Source organism: Aeromonas sp. FDAARGOS 1417, from assembly GCF_019046985.1.
GTDB classification, from domain to species: domain Bacteria; phylum Pseudomonadota; class Gammaproteobacteria; order Enterobacterales; family Aeromonadaceae; genus Aeromonas; species Aeromonas veronii.
The window spans coordinates 2,076,404-2,097,381 of sequence record NZ_CP077221.1 but is presented as its reverse complement, the minus strand read 5'-3'; the positions used below and the strand labels follow the sequence as shown (position 1 = coordinate 2,097,381).

General features: G+C 44.5%; 15 protein-coding genes, 2 tRNA genes and 7 pseudogenes. 10 read left to right on the top strand and 14 right to left on the bottom strand.

Going from position 1 to position 20,978, the window contains the following annotated elements; genetic code table 11:
* Positions 1-11 precede the first annotated feature (11 nt).
* The 7 genes and pseudogenes from I6L47_RS09460 to I6L47_RS09430 form a co-directional block, all read right to left on the bottom strand.
* Positions 12-213, bottom strand: a pseudogene (locus I6L47_RS09460) (IS3 family transposase); the annotation flags it as partial.
* Positions 214-773: 560 nt separating this feature from the next.
* Positions 774-1,799, bottom strand: a complete 1,026-nt coding sequence (locus tag I6L47_RS09455) for a hypothetical protein (RefSeq protein WP_216949190.1) — start codon at positions 1,797-1,799, stop codon at positions 774-776.
* 71 nt (positions 1,800-1,870) lie between these two features.
* The gene (locus I6L47_RS09450) at positions 1,871-2,449 is read right to left on the bottom strand and encodes a hypothetical protein (protein ID WP_216949189.1); all 579 of its coding nucleotides are present in this window, start codon (positions 2,447-2,449) and stop codon (positions 1,871-1,873) included.
* The gene (locus tag I6L47_RS09445) at positions 2,436-4,856 is read right to left on the bottom strand and encodes a TcfC E-set like domain-containing protein (protein ID WP_216949188.1); all 2,421 of its coding nucleotides are present in this window, start codon (positions 4,854-4,856) and stop codon (positions 2,436-2,438) included. The genes I6L47_RS09450 and I6L47_RS09445 overlap by 14 nt, the downstream gene beginning before the upstream one ends.
* The gene (locus I6L47_RS09440) at positions 4,834-5,526 is read right to left on the bottom strand and encodes a hypothetical protein (protein WP_216949187.1); all 693 of its coding nucleotides are present in this window, start codon (positions 5,524-5,526) and stop codon (positions 4,834-4,836) included. Before I6L47_RS09440 ends, I6L47_RS09445 begins: the two co-directional genes overlap by 23 nt.
* 104 nt (positions 5,527-5,630) lie before the next feature.
* Positions 5,631-6,203 carry a hypothetical protein gene (locus I6L47_RS09435; protein WP_216949185.1) on the bottom strand — a complete coding sequence of 191 codons (573 nt, stop codon included), beginning with the start codon at positions 6,201-6,203 and terminating at the stop codon, positions 5,631-5,633.
* A 298-nt stretch (positions 6,204-6,501) separates the two neighbouring features.
* Positions 6,502-6,705: pseudogene (locus tag I6L47_RS09430) on the bottom strand (IS3 family transposase); the annotation flags it as partial.
* Positions 6,706-6,918: 213 nt separating this feature from the next.
* On the opposite strand from I6L47_RS09430, the pseudogene I6L47_RS09425 reads away from it, so the two are divergent.
* Positions 6,919-7,197: pseudogene (locus tag I6L47_RS09425) on the top strand (transposase); the annotation flags it as partial.
* Positions 7,198-7,493: 296 nt separating this feature from the next.
* On the opposite strand, the pseudogene I6L47_RS09420 reads toward I6L47_RS09425, so the two are convergent.
* Positions 7,494-7,700 (bottom strand): annotated as a pseudogene (locus I6L47_RS09420) (IS110 family transposase); the annotation flags it as partial.
* 205 nt (positions 7,701-7,905) lie between these two features.
* Between I6L47_RS09420 and I6L47_RS09415 the strand changes: the two are divergent.
* A pseudogene (locus I6L47_RS09415) lies at positions 7,906-8,256 on the top strand (transposase); the annotation flags it as partial.
* Between the two features lie 10 nt (positions 8,257-8,266).
* On the opposite strand, the gene I6L47_RS09410 reads toward I6L47_RS09415, so the two are convergent.
* Positions 8,267-9,429 (bottom strand): IS3 family transposase gene (locus I6L47_RS09410; RefSeq protein ID WP_216947903.1). Its coding sequence is split into 2 segments (ribosomal slippage): positions 8,267-9,174 and positions 9,174-9,429, totalling 1,164 coding nucleotides; the frame shifts between segments, so codons are not numbered across the junction.
* Between the two features lie 69 nt (positions 9,430-9,498).
* On the opposite strand from I6L47_RS09410, the pseudogene I6L47_RS09405 reads away from it, so the two are divergent.
* Positions 9,499-9,786 (top strand): annotated as a pseudogene (locus I6L47_RS09405) (IS5/IS1182 family transposase); the annotation flags it as partial.
* 261 nt (positions 9,787-10,047) lie between these two features.
* On the opposite strand, the gene I6L47_RS09400 reads toward I6L47_RS09405, so the two are convergent.
* Positions 10,048-10,965, bottom strand: coding sequence for a LysR family transcriptional regulator (locus I6L47_RS09400; RefSeq protein WP_216949183.1), 918 nt, complete (start codon positions 10,963-10,965; stop codon positions 10,048-10,050).
* A gap of 281 nt (positions 10,966-11,246) precedes the next feature.
* Between I6L47_RS09400 and I6L47_RS09395 the strand changes: the two genes are divergently transcribed.
* From I6L47_RS09395 to I6L47_RS09385, 3 genes are all read left to right on the top strand, one after another.
* A complete protein-coding gene (locus I6L47_RS09395; protein WP_216949181.1) occupies positions 11,247-11,603 on the top strand; it encodes a helix-turn-helix domain-containing protein in 357 nt (118 codons plus the stop codon).
* Between the two features lie 359 nt (positions 11,604-11,962).
* Positions 11,963-12,598, top strand: coding sequence for a helix-turn-helix domain-containing protein (locus I6L47_RS09390; RefSeq protein WP_216949179.1), 636 nt, complete (start codon positions 11,963-11,965; stop codon positions 12,596-12,598).
* Positions 12,549-13,013, top strand: coding sequence for a hypothetical protein (locus tag I6L47_RS09385; RefSeq protein ID WP_216949177.1), 465 nt, complete (start codon positions 12,549-12,551; stop codon positions 13,011-13,013). Before I6L47_RS09390 ends, I6L47_RS09385 begins: the two co-directional genes overlap by 50 nt.
* A 455-nt stretch (positions 13,014-13,468) precedes the next feature.
* On the opposite strand, the gene I6L47_RS09380 is transcribed toward I6L47_RS09385, so the two are convergent.
* A complete protein-coding gene (locus tag I6L47_RS09380) occupies positions 13,469-14,239 on the bottom strand; it encodes an EAL domain-containing protein (RefSeq protein WP_216949176.1) in 771 nt (256 codons plus the stop codon).
* Positions 14,240-14,469: 230 nt separating this feature from the next.
* Positions 14,470-14,675: pseudogene (locus I6L47_RS09375) on the bottom strand (hypothetical protein); the annotation flags it as partial.
* 332 nt (positions 14,676-15,007) lie between these two features.
* Between I6L47_RS09375 and I6L47_RS09370 the strand changes: the two are divergent.
* Together I6L47_RS09370 and I6L47_RS09365 are read left to right on the top strand one after the other, a co-directional pair.
* On the top strand, positions 15,008-15,901 hold the full coding sequence (locus I6L47_RS09370) for a YafY family protein (protein WP_213393003.1): 894 nt from the start codon (positions 15,008-15,010) through the stop codon (positions 15,899-15,901).
* A 126-nt stretch (positions 15,902-16,027) separates the two neighbouring features.
* A complete protein-coding gene (locus I6L47_RS09365; RefSeq protein ID WP_029304370.1) occupies positions 16,028-16,207 on the top strand; it encodes a hypothetical protein in 180 nt (59 codons plus the stop codon).
* Between the two features lie 356 nt (positions 16,208-16,563).
* On the opposite strand, the gene I6L47_RS09360 is transcribed toward I6L47_RS09365, so the two are convergent.
* A complete protein-coding gene (locus I6L47_RS09360; protein ID WP_216949173.1) occupies positions 16,564-18,864 on the bottom strand; it encodes a DUF927 domain-containing protein in 2,301 nt (766 codons plus the stop codon).
* Positions 18,865-18,908: 44 nt separating this feature from the next.
* A complete protein-coding gene (locus I6L47_RS09355) occupies positions 18,909-20,066 on the bottom strand; it encodes a site-specific integrase (RefSeq protein WP_216949171.1) in 1,158 nt (385 codons plus the stop codon).
* A 723-nt stretch (positions 20,067-20,789) separates the two neighbouring features.
* Between I6L47_RS09355 and I6L47_RS09350 the strand changes: the two genes are divergently transcribed.
* Together I6L47_RS09350 and I6L47_RS09345 are read left to right on the top strand one after the other, a co-directional pair.
* Positions 20,790-20,865 (top strand) — tRNA-Phe (locus I6L47_RS09350).
* Positions 20,866-20,869: 4 nt separating this feature from the next.
* Positions 20,870-20,945, top strand: a tRNA-Asn gene (locus I6L47_RS09345).
* Positions 20,946-20,978 lie beyond the last annotated feature (33 nt).

The following is a 20,978-nucleotide window of genomic DNA, read 5'->3' as shown; positions in this document are numbered from 1 at the left end:
CCACCAGTGATCTAGACACTTCCTAGCCGTTCTCGGTCGCAGCTCTCTAACTCTATCCGGCTCAACAGATTATTGGAACAATGCTTGCGTTTGCTGTTGTAAAATAACTCGATGTAATCAAATACATCGCTCCTAGCTTCATCCCTTGTCGCGTAAATCTTCTTTTTGATCCGCTCCCGCTTGAACGTTCTCCGCCACCGCGTTGTCATGACAGAACGTGCTCACTTGGTGCTCTCCCAAATTGAACGCAGTCAGACTAAGTATGAAACTGAGTACGCTGAGTGGTGGCGTCAATCACATAACTACATCAAGCGCCAGTTTGGCTTTGTGAAAACGCGATGCAAGGTGATAAGGAAGTACGACAACTAATTGGCAATGTTGTTTCACTGTGAATCCAATTTGAGTGAAACAGATGATACGAGCATGGAATAGCTGTAGCCAAAATGCGAGGTAAGTCCCCAAAAGAGGGTTATGGTGCAAAAAGCTGATTTTTTAGTAAATACGTTCGAGTTTTAGAGTAATGAAAATTTTAAACGTAAGTAGTCTGCTTATGATATAGGCGCGAGCAACTTGCGATGCCCCTCCCTAAGTGCTTGTTTAAATTAAACAGACACATTTGTTTTTAACGGCAAAAACTATTTTATATAGTTTCAGGGGGAGAGTAACATAATGCAGTCCCATCGTAAATTATATATGCAGTGAGCAATATATAAAAACATACATAAATTGAATGCTAAGCAATCCATAGCATACGGATGAACGAATGTTTATTATTACAATACTAATTCAGCCATAAGGGTGAAGGTATCATTAAAAACACCATTGGTTATCTGATTCGCCTGAACAGAAAAGTCAAACGCTAGTGATCCACTCAGCGTGGTAGATATTAAATTTGGCTCAAGAATAATTGGGTTTTGTTTAACTCCGTTAGCAACAAGAGGTATTGTTGTTCCTCTGTAAACTATGGAGGCATTATAAGGTATACTCCCCCCTGAACCTGATAGTCTGAAGTTATTAGTTGAACGTGCATCAATTCGGATCCTATCTAGCTCTGTAAAACGGCCAAGCAGATTGAAAGACGTTGATGCCTGACCACTCACGCGTAATCCAGTGGATTCGTTATGATTGTTGACGTTGAAATCAACTATGTTTGCACCTAATGTCAGTCCAGAAAAATATGACTTATTATGAATGGTTAAATTAAAGGTGCTAACAGGGGTTGCTATACCCAACGCTCTTATACCGTTATACGTAAAGGAGGCGCGATAAATGTCTATCGGTAAAGTATTTGAAAGTACTAAAGGGGATATATCAAAAACATAACGTCGCGAACCATTACTAAGTGTAGCCACCCCTCCATTATGAGAAAAGGCACGAGTTTTACCAGTACAGTTCTGAGCCAAATCAGCATAGGCCTCGATAGTAAATACACCACCACTGAACTCTCCACCGGTGACTGGATTCACCAATGAACACCCTGAATTGAAACCATTCTGATATGCCACCCCACCATTTGGGAAAGTGATACGAGAAAAAATCATTTTCCCTCTAATAGTTTCCGTTCTATTGGATTGCTGTCCACGAATAAGTGCTGAAAATAAACTATTATCACGAAAATACTGAGCCTGTTGGGTCACTACCGTCGTACCAGCCAGGTCTGGATGCGAATCAGTTATTTCAATCTGTCTACTTTCTGCAATATATCTTCCATTAGTAACTCCAGGTCCAGATACTGAAATATCTGTCACCTCCTGATTTGCAATAGTGACATCCACATTTATTGTGACATTTGCAGCCATACAGCTCATCGATATTAGTAATAACCATATTGCATATAAAAATTTCATTGATGTCCTTTCTCTCACGTTGATCACAGAGCTAATGTAAATAGCAACCGAACTTCACCAAAGCAGCTCCCAGCATCCGTCGCCAACGTACTAAACAAAGAAGTATCAAACCGTGGCAACTGTATGTTCATATCCAAATTAACGGCAACTTTGTTCGACTCAACTTGTTGCCAATCACCGAGAAAAATTTGATATTGCCTATTGATAAATGCTCGCCCGCTACTGCGAACACTATATTGATAGTTAATCTCACTTAAATACTCTACATTACGCTGTCGTGACACCACTCGTTGTCCAAACCGACATTGAAAATCATCATTAGTGACTGTGACTAATAAAGGAATTGCCATTTCCCGCTCAATATGAACCACTAAGCCTAAATCATTGAATTGTCTATTCGTTGCATTCCACACTGCCACCTCGTTTAAAGGTGATCGCACATCAAAGTCCACAGTGCCAAGTAACGCCTCATCACTTAAATTCACTGTTGCGCTGAGCATTAGGTCTTCTTCAACTCTTTGCTTATCACTTGAAATATGTTGGGCTGCTGCACTAAAGCTGCACCACAACAATATAAAAGATATTATATTATTTATTTTCACAAGATAACCTGACTAGCCGCCCCTGATTTACACCGCGACCTTGTTCAGAAATAACGTAGCAAATATCATTTCCCGACATCAATGACACGTCACCAACGGTAAACATTTTTACGCGATAAAGGTCATCTTGAATTTTTTCTAGCGAGATGCATCCCCGTCCTTCACAGCGAAACTCCGTTACCGATGACTCAACTTTAACTATATTATCCACCACTTTATTGTAAGCTCGCTGAATACGAACTGACTTACCTGGTATTAAATCCACATTCTCTTTAATTTTGTCAGATAAATTATCGAATACAAAATCACCTGATTTTACTTTTGCATTAATTCGATATCTCTCATAACTAGGTACACCTATGGCTGACTGTTCAGAATTGGTGAATGTATAGTTCTTATCACCAATTTTGCTATAACTGATATCAATGTCATCTTTCATTTCAGTTGGCAACAATATAAAACTATCATGGTTACCTTGCTTATCAGGATTAATGAAATCTATACCTGTTTTAGATAAGACCTGCAATGAATTCAGTTGCACGCCATAACTATTACCAAACTCACTTAACGAGCCTCTTGAAGAAACGCTTGCATGCTGTCCATTGTAAGTGACCCCACTATTTAAACGCCGATCACTTTCAAGACCAGCCGTCATGCCTAAATTATAACTCAATGCATCATTAAAATTATCCATGAATTGAGCTGAGGTTTGAGTGCGCCATTGAGAACCATCGTAAGTGTTCATCAATGTACCGCTAAGATGTTGCCCAAGTGGGAGCGAAAGGTTGATATATGCGTTATTGTTACCTGCTCTGCGCTCATAGTTCAGAGACAAAAAAACACCTTGCCAAATTGGCGTGTTAAGTTGAATCCCATAACTTTCACTCTTATTAAAACTTGTGTCAGTTTGATCATAGGAGTAACCAATATTACTGCTTTCACCAATAGAGTGATTATAGTTTACTCTTACATATTGTCGCCGCCGCACATTCTCAGAAGACTCAACTAACACAACGTTGTTAGTTGAGTCTTCTACATAACTGACCGATAATCTTTGCAGTAAGAATGTCACATCATGCCCACGAGAAAAGTTATCTTTCCTCAGCGTAGCGGATACACTAAACTGGTCATTACGGTACTCCCCCCCTACAGATAAATGAGGATTACTATCAACAGACTGCAATGATGAATAGAGTGCGATACCTGAATACACAGGTAATGAAGCACCAACACCATAAGCAGGTAATGATTTCTCTGTTACAGTACCGTACTGAGAAAAAAACTCAAAATCTGAGGCAAACATCGAACCATCATTAATGATAAATGTCGGTGTGCTATGGATAAGTGAACCATCATCAGCAGTAATAACTACCTCAGCCTGATATACACCTAATGGAAGATCGTTATAACTCAGACTCCCCATACCTGGATTAACAAACTGCTTAAAAATCGCCTTCCCTCCTTTAAGGATTGTGAGTGTAGCGGGGACCGGGCTATAAAAAGACAAATTATTATTAGACTTGCTTAAATTCAACTGTTCTGAAGTGCCTACAACAACACCTTCAAAAATATTTCCAGCTAGAAATGATTTACCATAAGCATAATTAAAATACTGACCTCGTAAAGAACGGCCAATAAGAGCTTTTTTGTTATCACTTAACCAGGTGTAATTGAGGTCATTTAATGCATGACCATCATTGTATATATCAAGATTGTGATACAAAAAACCATCCCCAAAACCAGAGTACCCCTCATTACCAATCATGAAAGTTGACGAATAGTTACTCTTATTTATGAAGGTGGATAGCTTATTTTTTATGACGTTTTCACCACTCACAGAAAGGTATTCTGGCTCTGTGGGGGCTTGTCCTATCCAGCTGGGGGAAAGAAATAATCTAACCTTCTTCTGATAATAATCAATAACTACCGAGAAACTATCTGTCAGTATTATACACTCAGAACGTAATCCTTTACAGCTAGGGTCAGTCTCAACACCAGCGGAAAATGCTTTTGTAATGCGCTCAACCTGAGAAATTCCATTTACTTCTAAAAATTGAGAAAACTCATCTGGCTTCTGTAGCAAAAATCTAGCTCTCGATAATTCACCACTAAATTCACCCTCAGCTATAGAAGGTATCTCCACTGTCACCTTCTCAAGCGCAGGTACTAATTGCCTCGCATAGTCCGACTTTGAGAAAGCCAAACCACTTGAAAAATGAGATGCAGTATAATTACCATCTCCAACTATTACTTCTCGCTCAATAACAGCCAATTTAGTAGAACGCTCATTATTTGCGATCACATTTCCATCCTGCACCATCTCTTCGGCTGCATAGCCAGATACTGGAAGATATAGAAAAAAAATGATGCGAAGCGATAGCATTCTAAATTTGAATGTTTTTAACATATTTCTTCAGAGCGTCATGGTAACGGATGTTAATAACATCACTCACCTTACCCTTATTAAGGGCTGAAATATCTATACTTTTATTAGAGCCCGACAACATAAATAATGATGATGTACAATTAACATCAGTGAAGTTTACTTCACCACAAAAATTTATTGTCATCGAGACATGCTTGTTGGTCTGATTACGCAAAAATAAAAATTTATTCTCATTATTACGCTCACCTATCAATTCCCCTCGCATCTCTGAGCTGCCTGGCATGAGATACCAAACCTTATAGCCAATTGATAATTCCATACTGTTTTTTCCATATGATGACAGTATATCTGGCATTAAAGATATACCAATCATAACATCTTCTTTATTATCCTTGTTAACGCGAACTATAGACACACGCTCTGCGGCACCCGGATCAAGAATGATAGATGAAGGGGTGAGATACATTGGCCAGCGAAGGAAATCAGAAGTATCAAATGGCCGTTCTCTAATTTTCTCATTCTCAATGGAAACACGTGACAGCCTTATACTAATAAACTCTGTTCGACCAGTAGTGTTTTTTAGCAAGAGATGCCCTTCCTTGCCATCATCAACTTTAAACATACTATCAACACTAAATGCCATAAGCGATGCAGAAAACAAGGCTCCCAATAAGACAACTGCTTTTATCATCTGTCCTTATTACCATTTTAAATATTATCTAAAGTAGGGAGAGTCCCTCACGACAAGGCTCCCCCCACCAAACCTTGATATAAAATTCAGCTCATAATTCGTAATCAACTGCCTACGATATCAACTGAAAAAATTACTGGAGCACTAACACCAATAATTGTTCGCTCGGTAAAGCTGGACGGAGCAATTTTTGCAGATAAAGAAATATCAATACTACGTTGGCTCCCCGTTCCACCCGCTGTGACCTTGTTGGCAGAACCTACTCTCAACGGAGTACCATTCATCAGGATGGCTACTTGATCTACTCCTGGCGAGGCTGTGGCGGCAAGAGCTAGTTGTCTAGATGCCACTAAACCTGTAGATGTAGGGTTACTACCCAAATAAGCGTCTAGTGTATTAAGGGTGCCATTATCAACTGCGACAAAAAACGAATGATTAGACGCACTGTTAACAGACAACGAACCATCACTCTCACGAACCATATTCAGGCTTATATTAGTGGGGGTATAGCTCGCTCCAAGCGCATCAACGAATCTCCATGTGGCTGGGACCACCGGCATAGCTGGCGTGGTGCCTTGCCATTGAAAAGATAAACTACCATTTTCAACTACAGCATTAGCTGCACCAGCAACTAAAAGAGCTGAAACAACAAGGGCAGAGCGCATTTTTTTCAACACAATAAAGTTCCTTATTAAGTGAGAGTGCTTTTTTATTAGTCTAGCCCCCCCCCTAATCTAAGGGCAATTAAATTAAATTAAATTAAATTAAATTAAATTAAATTAAATGGCTTGTCATTGCGACACAAGTAAGGCGTTGTTTCCCAAATACTGATGGTTGGCGCGGAACTTTCAGTGCTTTCGGGGATCTGCTCACCACATCCCCTTTTAAGTCAATATCATGGACAAAGTGCTTCACCCCATTTCCAACTGATCACAGTACAACAAACCCCTGATAAGACGAGGTGCACTGTACTAGTCAACTAAATCCGGACACTTGGTTAGGCCAAGTCTCGGCTTTTTCTGGCGGTATTCCATCATTGTATTGATGTAGACGCCGCCAATTGTTGTAATCCATCAGGTAATAACTGATATCCCGTTTCGCCTCCTGCAGGTTCATGTATCCCGTTACCGGAAGCCACTCTTAATTCAGGATTCGAAACAACCGGTCTATCGGGGCATTGATGCTCCTATGTCAACAAGCTCGTGCTGAGTCAGCTAAATCGGCCACGATCAGAGGGTAGAGTCCCTGGCGATATCGCGTTTCATACAACGTTGGATCTTTTTCGAAGATAAACCACCTTGGGTGGCGTTCTTGCCCAAATCGATGCAGCTTTAATGGAACTAACTGAATACTTGATGATCTGATTACCACAATCCTCTTCAAGTCTGCATCATGGGCACATCGCTTCACCCCATCACCAACTGGCCTAAATACAACAAGTCTTTTATTAACCGTGGTTCACTCACCTTCTGGGTTGATGCTGAGGCAACGAGCAACTGGTTTCACCACGACCATCATGGAAGGCGGGGGCGCGGCCAGCTTTATACTGACCAGACCATCTGTACCTTCCTGATGCTCAAGGGGATTTTCAGCCTCACGCTTCGCGCAATTCAGGGGCTACTCGACTCCCTGTTCGAGTTGATGAATGTACCGCTGTGCGCACCGGACTACATAAATGGTCGCCCCTGTTTGCCAAGCCCTCAATCGATGAAAATGAGTCAGGTGTAGATTGCAGCCATAGATCCGGATTTCGATCGAGGCTACCGCCTCTATCCCTGATGAAATTCGCTGATGGGAACCTCTATCAGCTGTTAGCTCTTACAAAGCCCTGTAGTCCACTGGTTTTCCCCATCACGGTCTGACCTGTCTCGCCATCACGTCATGATTGCCTGTACAATCGGTTGTTCTGATCGATATCAGTTACTATTAGCGTTGCTACGTAGTTGGTGTCGCGGGATACTTGTTGTTTAGGCTACCACGCCATAATTAGCTTCATATTCTCTTTCCTGAGCAAGCAATGTCCAGACTATGCGGGCATTCTTGTTGGCGAGTGCCACGGCGGCCACGTTATGATTGCGCCGCCCCATCACCCCGGCTAACCAACTGTCTGCGTGCTGCGCCTTGTGCTCCGCTACCCGGAGTACAGCCCGAGCTCCATGGATCAGCAGGGTGCGCGGATTGGCAAAAAAGCTGATCATTATGTGCCAGCTTGAGCTGCTTGTTAAACAGGCTATTGCCGTGTTCGTTCACTCCGTGTATCTGGAAAATCGCTCCCGATAGTTTTAACGTTCATGTTGATCGCTCCACTCACATTGATGAATGTATCGTCCCACACGTTGGCACAGGTGCAGCCAGCTTAGGAGGGGCGACCATCCCATTAGCTGTGTCAGCAAGCGTGCTCACACGGTGACGGTGGCCTATCGACAACCCGCCAATGGGCGTATCACCGACCTGGTTATCGACTCAACCGGACTGAAGGTGTTTGGTGAAGGCGAATGGAAGGTCAGAAAACACGGCGCCGAGAAACGGCGAGTCTGGCGCAAGTTGCATCTGGCGGTAGGCCCGGTGAGCCATGATATCGTGGCGGCGGAAGTCTCGTTGGAAAATGTCCATGATGCCGAGGTGTTGCCGACCTTACTCAACCCATTTCGGTGCAAGCTGGGACATGTTTATGCGGATGGCGCCTATGACAGCAAAGCCAGCCATCAGCTTATCTCGCGCAAAGGGGCGACTGTAGTGGTCAACTAAATCCGGACACTTGGTTAGGCCGAACCTCGGCTTTTGCTGGCGGTATCCCGTCATTGTGGTGATGTGGACGCCGCCAGTTGTAGTAATCCATCAGGTAATAACTGATATCCCGCTTCGCCTCTCGCAAGCTCATATATCCCATAGCCGGAAGCCACTCTGACTTCAGGCTCCTGAACAGTCGCTCCATCGGGGCGTTATCCCAGCAGTTGCCACGCCGACTCATGCTCTGGGTCATGCGATAGCGCCACAGTCGTTGCCGAAATGCCCGGCTGCCATATTGGCTGCCCTGGTCAGAGTGAAACAGCACGCCTGACGGACAACCTCGTTGCTGATACGCCATCTCAAGTGCTTTGATGGCCAGCTCTGCATCAGGCTTATCAGACATCCCCCAGCCCACGACCCGCCGGGTGTACAGGTCAAGAATCGCTGCCAGGTAACGCCAACGACCACCTGCCCAGACGTAGGTGATATCGCCACACCACACCTGATTGGGTTGCTGGACATCAAATTCGCGGGCCAGCAGATTGGGAATGTCCGGTCGTTCAGACCGAGCGACCTGATAGCGATGAGCGCCCGGTTGCTTGGATACCAGACCGGCTTCCTTCATCAGGTTACGTACTTTGAATCGACCAATCTGATACCCCAACTCCCGCATCATCGACATCAAGGCGCGGCTGCCCGCTGAGTTCCGGCTTTCTTTGAACAAACGGCGCAACTCACAGCGCTGTTGCATACGTTCACGGTTAATCGTCCGCCTGCGAGCCAGATAATCGTAAAAACAGGAGGTGGGAACATCGAAAGCGCAGCAGACCAGAGTGATGGGGGCTTGCTCCCTTAATCGGTCTATCAGCGCGTACGTGTGAACTCGTCCGCCATCAAGAGAGCAGTAGCCTTTTTTAGTATGTCCTTTTCACGTTCGAGCTGGTTGATGCGGGCTTCCAGCTCCTGAATTTTCTGCTGCTCCGGAGTCAGTGCTTTGCTGATTGGGGTTGTGCCGCAGCGTTCGGATTGGAGCTGCTGAACCCAGCGACGCAGTACGGTTTCACCGACATCCAGTGAACGGCTGGCTTCAGGGACAGAGTATCCCTGGTCGAGTACCAGGGATGCGGCTTCGAGTTTGAATTCGGCAGTAAATGAGCGACGTAATCTTGTCATTGAACACCTCAGGTCATGGTGGCGACTGTACCACCTAAAATGGTGTCCGGGATGATTAGACCACTACAGACAGCCTGTATCCCGCCTCGCAAGAACGCGGGGTTATGGAAAAAGAAACATCCAAGAAATGAAGTGGTGCTGGTGATGCATAAGGAAGGGCTAGCGCATTGGAAGAAGATATCAGGGTATCACCGTCGCTCGCTAGCAGAGGCGGCGATGTATCGGTTCAAGCCGTTGCTGGCGGGGAAAATCAGTCTGCGTAACTACAACGGCCAAGTGGGAGAAGTCATGGCGTATGTAAGCGCTATAAACAAATTGAACACTCTGGGTCTGCCCGTTAGACAACCCCGAGTGTAGCAGCCACCCGGGGCTTGGGAAGTCATGACTTGCTGGCTGATTTGGGCAACAACGCCGTCAGGGGTTTGCTCGAATCCTTGTTGGCGTTAAAAATAATCATTATTTATAAGCGTTCTGAATATACAGAAATATATCGTTTCCTCAATCGATGTCGATTATCGTAACCTTTATGTTGTCGCATCAATTCATTCGTGGAAATTTGTATTCGCGATCTTAGCATCTTCATATGCAGTGTGAGATAGGGGGCAATCTAATATTTATTTACCTCAGACGTTCAATTGCTGAAAGTAACAAGGAGCATTGCTCCGCTAGGTAACTACGTAGTGCTTGGAGTGCAGGAGTTATTCTCTGCCTGTTAGCGCAAACTAAGTTAAGTGGTACATGTTCACCTTGCCATTCTGGACAAAGTAGAACAAGACGTCCAGCAAGTATATCTAGGGCAACATCTAAAGAGGATTTATAGATTATTCCGTGCCCTGAAATAGCCCAGCGTCGGACGATATCACTGTCATCGGACGTTCTATCGCCCGATACTTGTATAGATAATTCTTCATTAACCCCAAAAAAACGCCAGTTATCATAGAGGTAGCCACCAAGTATAAAAATAAGGCAGTTATGTTGTGACAGTTCTTCTGGGGAATTGGGGGCACCATTGCGCTCAATGTAGGCTGGGGATGCGCAGAGGACCCGATGATTGTGGAGGGCTACGGGTAAGGCAACTAGGGATGAGTCTGGAAGAAGTCCGTAGCGTAAGGCAACATCGACCGCTTGGCGATAGATATCAGTGCGGTGATCAGTGAGCAACAAGTGTAATTTTAGTTCGGTGTGACGCTGTTGAAACGTATCGAGCCATGGTAGGACAACATTTCGCCCAAGGTCTGATGGCATCGACAACAATAACTTACCACGTAGTGTCGTTGCCCCACTTTGTATAGCCTCACGTGCGTCGGTAAGTAGCTGCATAGCTCGTCGACTGTGCTCTAGGTAGATCAATCCTTCTTCAGTTAATCGCATACTTCGGGTTGAGCGTAAGAACAAAGATGTTCCCAATTCGTTTTCTAGTTTCTTTAACGCCATGCTAGCTGCTGCTGGAGTGATGTTCAGCCGACGAGCTGCTTCAGAGAGGCTTCCTGTATCAGCAGTCAGTTGGAATAGACTAAGAGCACGTATGGTTTTCATGTAACCCCACTTGTCAGATGCACTTTATTTTTATTTTCAAAAAAAACTGATAAGTGATTTAAATCAAATCAAATTTCTTTGTCAACTCAAAAATGCCATAATAATTTATAAATTATTATAAATTATTATAAATTATTATAAATTATTATAAATTATTATTGCCCTAGGGTGGAGTTGATTATAATCCAGATATGTTAATTTTGTGCATCCATATCCCACCAACGCCAAAGCGGGGCAATGAGGAATGAGTATTTTTATATGTAAGGATAGCAATAGCTGTTGTGATTGTAAAAAAAAAAGAATATATAATTTCATTGGCTTTAAGAGATGATGTTGTTAGCGAGACGTTCATCAATGAAAACTCTGTAATGAACAATGATAGATTTATTCGTGGTTTTTGTCTATTCATGTCTAACTATGGTAAGCATATAGATAAGAATGAAATTGTGGAGCACGTTTGGAAAGGTAACTCTGTTTCAAATTCTAGTCTGGGGGTTTATATACATAATATCAGGTTGGTTTTTTTAAATGAAAATATAGAATTTATTTCCGTTAGAAATGGGGGCTATTATGCTAAAAGAAAAAACACATCTGCAAAGCGTGTGGAACATCACACTAAATCCAATAGTAAATCTTGATGCTACTATTGAAGGATATGAGCTTTTACCTAAAGTGTCCAATATTAATTGCATAGAAATTGATGATTTTATATTTTTAATAGAGCGTCAGTTGGAGGTCTGCCAGAAATGGGGGATACAACATCCTGAGATATACAAAAATAAAGCTCTACATATTCATGTGAAACGTAACTTACTAAGTAGTAACGATTTTAAGCATTTACTCATACCGATATTAAATGTATTTAGGATTTATTTTGTCATCGATGACAACTAACCCCCCGTATATGCACTTGATCTTCATCACAGACCTGTAATAGATGAGAGAAAGAATGAAGTGTGATGATTAACATGTGTTTTATGAAAATAATGGAATGTTTATGTGGCATGTCGAACGAACCTCTGGACGCATTTTTTTCTCTGAGCAGTATGTTGGGCAATTAGGGAGTAGTGAACTTATATTATTGCTATTTTTTATAGAGAATGCAGGAGTGGAACTTTCCAAAAGTGATTTGCTTGAAATTGGCTGGGGTAATAAAGTTGTAGCCCCTTCTTCACTGATAGTAGCTATAGCAAACATTAGAAAACTATTAAGCTCTCGAGATAGTAGTGTAAAAATAAAAACATTACATGGATATGGATATCAATTTATAGGAGTGAATGGAAGTGATATCGTTGTTGTTGAGGATATTGTTTTTGATTATGAAGATAATAACATAGACGTGAATGTTAATCCTCCATCAGTTCTTGCGGTTGGAAGGTGCGATATTGTCTCCCTTTTTAAAAGGATATCGTTCTTTCTATTGATGTCTATTTCTTTTGTGTTTTTTTTACATCAAAAATTTACTAGGTGTGAAAATATTGACGGTAAAACATTTTGTAGCACTCGCACACCGACAGATTTTGAAAAAAAAGAAATAAAAACATACCTAAAGACAATTAATAGTGAATATAGGGTGTATATTTATGGGTATAATAGTACGGCAAAAAAAATGGTTATATATCCTTTGCGTTAGTTGTGCTTTATATATAGTATATCCATTCATAAATGGGGTGGGGTGTAACTTTACAGGTGCAGCTGAAGATTCAGAGCGAGTTGTATATATGACATGTTTCTCTGGTTTGATGAAAAAAGTTTACCTGTCCAAGAAAACCAATAAGATCATAATTATTGATAGCATATATGGTAAGATTGGAAACACAGTATTGTTAATCCCGGTGGATATTTCAAGTGCTGATGGTTATTTAGGTGGTAATAAAATGGCATCATTTGACCTTGTTTCTTTTTTAATAGAATATGTAGATATGCCATTAATTATGTCATTTGTTATATTTGAAAGGAAAGGAATACTAGGCGACATAGTTTTATGGGACTCGCCGGTCATGAAAATATATGTCCTTCATCGGGTAGGTCAATTGTCAATGTTTTGATTATTGAGGACTCAATACATGAACTTGTTGTTTTGATGCGTTTGCTGATATTTTTTGGGCAATTTAGTTGAAATGATATTCATCTCTATTGATATAGCATTATTAATATGGCGCCATTTTGCAAAAAAACCTATAGCGTACTAAATTTCACTATTATCTCCAATCGAATATTAAGTAACGTGGAGACTGCAGGTGTTTTTGCCTAAGTGAGTCAACAAACCACGTTTTTTCAGCGCCAAGTGACTATTTAGCTCAGTGCTATCTAACAGACCGTCACTTGGTGTTTATTTTGTTTATCGCGCTCACGTACTCTACCTGAGTAGCAATAGAGTGCCTAGAAAACCAGGGGCGATATTAGTAATATGATGTATTGCTATCGCTAATGAGTGAGGGGGAGGGTTTTATAAATTCAGTTTCTATTAGAGTGAAAGCTCATTGGCATACCCCATATTTATTTAGAACTTAAGAGGCTTGTAGTTTGATATCCACGCTATGCATTTATTATATTCCAGTGCCTCGGTGAAGAAAAAACCCTGAAATTTACTATTGTTTTTTGAACATTCAGTATCCTGTAAAGCTTTGATAAACATTTCGCACTCTATTTTCTCTATAATGATTTTCTCACAATCAAGTCCTAAAGTATGCGTCCAATAGTATAAATCACTTGACTTGTACTTCATATAGCAATCATATTCAATTTTTATATAATCGATGAATTCATCATGTTGTAAAAAATCTAGTAGTTCTGCATCTCGGGCAGGGTCAAAATCATCCAATGCTAATTTGCAACCCATCCCCTTAATTTCAATCAAACCCCTCCTGAATTTATGAAAAACATTTTCATTATTCCATTCAATATGTCGTCTCTCCACTAATTCAATACAGAGTTTTTCCGGTTTTAATTTGCTATTTTTTAACCATTTCAAAAATGTGCCATCAAAAATATTACCAATGGATACATTAAGAAAAACACAAGCTAAAGTATCCTGTGCTAATTTTATGTCATTTTCAAAGTGACACAAAAACTCTGCAAAGAAAACATCGTCATTCTCTATTCTTGAAATAAACCTGCGACCGCAATCCACACTGAATGGAGAAATAAATTCGCCATCTAAATCTTTAACTCTTAACAAGGCTTCAACGCCTATTAGGCGCCGGTGGGATATATCAACTATAGGTTGATAATAAAGTTTATATGCAAAAAAACTATGTTGCCTTATCATCATTTCCTCTCACATTCATTTGAAATAGGTAGGCCGAATTAACTCAAGCAACAATATAGGCATGAGGTCATTTTACATAGGCAAATTAAATTAAATTAAATTAAATTAAATTAAATGCATGTTAGGTTACTGTTTTTGCATTATCTTTATCTTTAATTTTGAATGGCATGAGAGAGAAATCAATTAAAATAATACCTATTCATATATAACCATTAAGCGTTCTTTGCCAATTAATCAGCTTCCCACTCCAGTCTTTCTATTGTTTTGGCTATTATTTCAATAGCAGTAACCACCATGTTGTACTATTCTTTGTACGCTTTCAAAATTGATAGCTTCCCAGTCATTACACTCTGAGCGAAAACAGGTTCGTCCACACCAATTCCTCGGCAAACCAACACCGGATTAATCGATATTCCACTTTGCCGGACTGAAGACACACTTGTTGCGGCATAGCTCTGGAGTCAACCCCTCCTCAGTTATCAAGGTGAGCAGCAACCCGGTATCTCCCTCAGCGGTGAGATACCGGTATCGCAGTTAAGCGGCTAAATAGCCTCAAATAAGCCCCGCCATGGGCAAGCAGCAACAACCGAACCGGCCTTCCTGGCCCACTCAACCGATTCTCGCCGGTCGATAACAAAACCCCTCACCTGATGACAAAAGCCCATCGCCGATGATGGATTTTGCGAAAAACTACCTACCAGCCAATTCGTCACGCCGTGTCGCGGTCTGTTTGGATAATCCGCGACACGGTTAATCCCCTTGCTTGATGGTATGCACGAACACGACAAGATTGCTCAGCGCCTCGGTATGCTCCTCACCCGCCTCTACAGCGGTGAGAAGCTGCACCTGAGTGATCTGGCCACCGAGTACAACGTCACCGTGCGCACCCTGCAGCGGGATTTCAATCAACGCCTCAGTTATCTACCGATAGAGCACCGCAACCAGCAATACTGGCTGGAGCCTGAGTTTCTCAATCACAAGAACGACAAAAAACTGCGAAAGCTGGCCGAACAGCTTGGTATCACCGACCTGTTCCCCCGCGCCAGTGAACATCGTCTGGGTCAACTGCTGGACAGAGGCAACCCCAGTCTCTTCGCTATCAAGGGGTTCGATGGTCAATCAGCCGACTTACTAGTCCACCAGATACCGGTATTAGAGCAGGCACTGACCCACCATCTGCAATGCTGGCTCATCACCAAAGACCAGCGCAAGCAGCTGTTTAGCCCCTATCAGCTCGTCAACTACAAGGGCACCTGGCACTTGGTCGGCGTCAGCGAGGGGCGGTTGCAAGCCTATCCGTTGAGCAACATCACACTGGTTGAGCTATCGCAACAGACCTTCACCCGTGACGCGTACATTCAACGACAGATCGATACCGACCCGACGCTCTGGCGCTCCGGTATGATCGAGGTGCTCCTCAAGGCCAGTGCCGCCATCGCCATCAACTTTCAGCACCGCCCGTTGCTGCCTGAGCAAGAGATTGTCAAAACCCTGGATGACGGTGCGCTGTTATTGAGTAGTCGCGTGCTCGATGCCAATCAAATTCTGCCTGTCATCAAATCCTGGATGCCGGGACTGACCGTGATCTCACCCGGTTTTATCCATGAGCAGATCGTCCGTGATTTACGCCATTTATTGACCCTGATGAGTCAGGCTCCGCCCTGATCCATTTGTGACAAAGATCCCAGTTTATACATCTGGCGACACCGCCTGACATGCCGCGACACCACCTGTCGCCGCTGTTTCACATTGTCGTCAACCATCAAGCAGTAGCAATCCAAGGAGTGATGCATGAGTAAAATGATCCAGATGAAAGAGTCCACCGCAAAGCGCGAGGTGAAGCAGGAATACGGCCTGACCGAAACGGATGGCCAGGCTTTCTGGGATCGGGTGAACCGGGTGATCGGTGAATCCCGAGAGGAAGTCGATAATGAAGACCGCGTTCCTGCCGGATATGAAGTGTATCGATAACGTCAACGCGTACATGTTAGTTGGTCATTAGTTGACTCCTGTGAGCGATATCTGCCACGAAACGCTCGTAACGACAAAGCGGCCAGTTCTACTGGCCGCTTTTTTTTTGGACCGTTCGACAGCACCGGCTGAGATCACACCAGTGAGCAATTCCGGGGTAATCCCCGCATGGCGAGGCACCCGTATCGCGGTTTAGCGACCCAATGAGCCGTTTTGGCTGCGCCGCCCTCCAAACCTCCGCAACAAGATCATCCTGGCCTTCTCGGCCTGCTAAAACGTTCCTCCCCTTGCTGCCTGCTTTTGCCACCGGATTCCATAAAAGCAAAGGGGCCAGTTCGCACTGGCCCCCCTTACTCTTAAAACTGCTCGATGTGTGTCGTCTCCTCCGGTGTTTCCGATGTGGGGGGGGCGCTGATGCTGCCCGCCTTGCTGTTTGAGAATCGGCTAAAAATTCGCTTTGATGGTTCGCATTTTGGCAGCGACCCCTTCAGGCTGTCACTCTCTCCGGCATGGCTACTGACGACCTCACCAGTACTGCCAAACAATCGATTCAAATAGAACGAGTAAACGCCACTATCCACACCCGCTACCTTGATCTTTCTTACATAGCGGTCTGGTGCATACCTCTCAAGATACTGGTTATCGAACAACCATGCTTTAACAGCTTCACCCATGCTCGGAACCAGTTTGTCGAACTGCTCCTTAAAGATGTAACACCGTTCGCCTTCTATGAAGCCTAGGAGCTCCCTCGTTACAACGGCTGGCTTGCCAAGGTGAATTTTATGTCGTTGGAGCGCTACCGTATTCTTGAATTGGGTAGCGGCTCGGGTGACGTCATCCAGTTGCTCCTCCAAGGACGCAACCCAGCGATTGGCACCCTCAAGCACGGCGGCCTCCACCTCATTCTCGGTATAGGGCAACACACCCAGCTCGATACCATACAAGCCGGTAGCCAGCGTGATAGCGAAGAAATCCAGGCCACGACGAACCAGAGGTGAATCCATCGCGCCATTGACCATCTGCATCAGGCGCTCGGCACACTCATGAACCCGGTTGCGAACTAACTCTTGCAAAGCCTCATAAGAAGTGGCCTCCGGCAAGTTCAACAGCCCTTGTGCCAAAGCCGGAAGGGCTGTGCCGTAGTATTGACCACAGGCCGCTTTGAGTTGGTCAATCCGGGCTTTGGCTTGGGCCAGGGTTTCGTCGGGCAATTTCGCATCATCGGGGTGAACCTCGATGTTGAGCATCCGCACATAGACACCGGAATTGGCGCTGCCACCCGTTTTCCTCAGATAGTCATCTGTGCTGAGTTCACCAGTGGATATAATACAGAGGATGGCTGAGTCTTGATCCTCCTTCTCATCCCCACCCGTTTCACACCTTCCTTTGGTTTTCCCATTGGATAGGGCATAGATGGTTCCGTCGAAATTTTTGCTGTTGTGTGACCCAAGCTCATCCAGTACTAACCCCATACCGTGGTGACTTTTTGCCACAGCAAACAGCCAATTCGTCGTGCCATGCCACTTCCTGATAGCAGACCCACCATCTTTGCTTGGGTCAGTAGCTCGTCCTACGACACTCTGTGCCATCTGCGCCCGAGTCGTCTTGCCGCCTGAGCTGAGCCCATGCAAGTGAACAATAACCGTCCCCTCCTTCAGGAGGTTCAACAATACATTCCCAAGCATCGCCAAAATCGGAAAAATCATGTTAGGGAGCTGCCGGACAGGCCCAGCCACATGCTCTTGCCATTCCAGCAAGGTGCCTTGTGCTCTCAGTTGCGGCAATGCTTTACGGATTTGATAGCTGAGCTTGGTTTCCGGGGTTCCAATGTTCCGCTGTAGCACGGTCTCATGCGATATATAGATCAACTTTCCAGAGATAAATCCAGCCTGCTCAATGCGATAAATTGGCTCAATTGAGTTCCATCTTGAGCAGTGGTTCATAAACCGAGAAAGCTGCCGATCGTCATGACCATAATACCCAACACGTAGCTCACCCAACTGGACCTTGACCCTTTTCAAGTCATGCAGGACATCATCAAGCAGGACTGTAAAGACATGTGGCTTACCATCATAGCCAATGCAGACCAACACCAACCCTTTGAACTGATTGTTATTATCAATAATGCAATTGAGCGGAAGGATTAACGTATCGAACAGCTCAACGGGCTTCCTTCCTTCAAGGTTCACCACTTTCAGGTCAGGGCTAACAACGTAGTGCTCGGGTAACAGACTGGATTTCATCCATGTTTGGAGTTCATCAATGGTATACGACAGATGAGTACCATCCGACCTGACGGGACGCTCAGAAGAACCCTTTCCCTGATTAAGGGCTAGCCCCTCTTCTGATGCCAGATAGGCCGCTTCTTGAGACCACTGATGGATACGCGCCAGTTCTTGCAGCGCTAAGTTTTGATGGCTGCAATAGGGTTCGCTGGATACTAATAAAGCTGACTCTGATGGCTGAACTACCGGAGCGATAGCAGAGACAGGCACCGATTCTGACGCGGATGCTTCCTGAATGGGGCCTAATGCCGAACCTGTCGGCGATACACCCTGACCAGCACTATTGGGGTCTCCTGTAGACCCATTTAGGGACTCTTCAATAGAACATAAACGTTTCTGTTTGCAGTTATCATTTGTTTTTGAAAGACTCATAATTCTTAATGGGGGAGTCTCCCTCCCCCATCTCCTAAAGTTTGTTAGCAGGTGAGGTTGGGGAGGTCCCATACGGTGTGTAGTGCGTCGACGGCCTTGACCAGCGTCTTATCGTGGTAGCGGGCGTATCGCTCGGTCATCCTCGGCGAGCTATGGCCTAGGACTTTTTGCAGTACATCAAGCGAACAGCCCTTGTTCAGCAGTGAAGTAGCGACGGTATGACGGGCATCGTGGATGCGTACCTCTGATAGCCCACAATCATTGCAGACCCGGTACCAATACCGCCGAGGTTCGGAAATCTGAGAGACACCGTCCTGGCCACGAAACAGCAGGCCAGTCGTGCCATGGCGCTGGCGCTGAAGCTGAACCAATTCAAGGGCGAACTGATTAAGCGGTATAAGCCTTTCTCGACCAGACTTACTCGTCGGTAGATAAGCGATCTGAGTGGTGAGATTACAATCCTGCAGCTTTAGAGCCCTGGCCTCTCCCATCCGGGAGCCCGTTGCGAACAGGAACAGCAACAGACGAGCCTTTTCCTCGTCAATGTCTTCCATCAAGCGAGCGACCAGCTTATTGACTGCCTCATCGGGTAAGCCTTTGGGAGGCAGGACAGGCTCGTATTTGGCGGGGATATCTGCTGCGGGAGACGATTTGAGTATGCCGCGCTCCACTGCGAAGGTCGCAATAGCCTTGATCTGTGCTAGGTAGCGATTCACCGTAGCAACAGATTTGGTTTTAGCTTGCTCCGCTTGAAAGCGCTCGATATCATCACGAATGACACGGTTCAGTGGCTTGTGCCCTAAAGCTGCCACGATTGGCTTTATACGGGACTTAATAGTCCTGATAGAAAGATGAGTTTCCTGCACTGCGGGTAGGTAATCATCATAAATGAAGCGCTCTACCGATAAACTAGCGCGATAGGCTTGTTTGAATCCATCCGGATCTGTGATGAGCTCCGCCATCAGTTTACGTGCTTTATCGCGTATCACTTTGAGGCTAGCCTCACTGGTGCTCGCGATCTTAAACCGATAACGCTGATTGTTTCTGTGCACATTGAAGTAGCCGACCCTGGCACCAGATTGATATGTGACCCATGCGAGCCAAGGGACGTACTCGTCTTTCACCTCTTTTTGTTTGGAGACGTGTTCTCCACACGACCCCAGCCTGCGTTTAGCAGTTGGCGTTGACACTTCGCTGCTCACAACTACCTCTCTAACCATAACCGCCGGGATGACGGTGACTGGAAAGTTTTTGCATATCCCCCCTCAAATCACAACAGCACCAAATGCAGCCATATTATTGATATTTAATGAATTTGTTTGTAGTTGAGGACCCTAAAGGCAGCCATATGAAGGCGATTCGGAGGCGAACATCAGATCGCCTTCTGGAGAGCGACTTTGTGCTTCTAACGACAAATGCTCCTTATCTTCAGGGGGATCTGTGTACGCCCACAAAGCAAAAATCGTCATTTGAGGCTCAAAAAGAGGTGTAATCGAGATTGAGTTTTTGTGATTTTTGTCACAATAAATTTGAGTTCCCCCGCCGAAACACCATCACTTCTCTTCTTCACAGGGCCGCTGAGGAGCTGACGACCGGAGGTACAGAGGCAGCGACACAGCAAACCTTGTCTGGTCAATTTCTGGTAACTTTTCAGCGTACAAAAAACATGCAGGTTAGTTCATCCGTTTTTTGACAAAAAATGGGCTCACTTGTTGGAGGAACCGAATGTGTGAGAGAGCGAAAAGGCAATTCTATAAAGGGAAAAATCCTCGATAGCAGAACCTGCCGACAACCGGATCCGGGTGTTGAGTCAGGGGCTCCTTGCACACTATCTCGCCACTTAGTTCACCCTATGCAAAAACAGGCCAAAAACTGGGGCTACAAGGTTGACACCCCAGTCCAGAAAGGGTTTAATGCGCGCCGTTGCCCAGATAGCTCAGTCGGTAGAGCAGGGGATTGAAAATCCCCGTGTCGGCGGTTCGATTCCGTCTCTGGGCACCACAATTCCTCCTTAGTTCAGTCGGTAGAACGGCGGACTGTTAATCCGTATGTCACTGGTTCAAGTCCAGTAGGAGGAGCCAAATTCGGAAAGCCCGCTCAATCGAGCGGGCTTT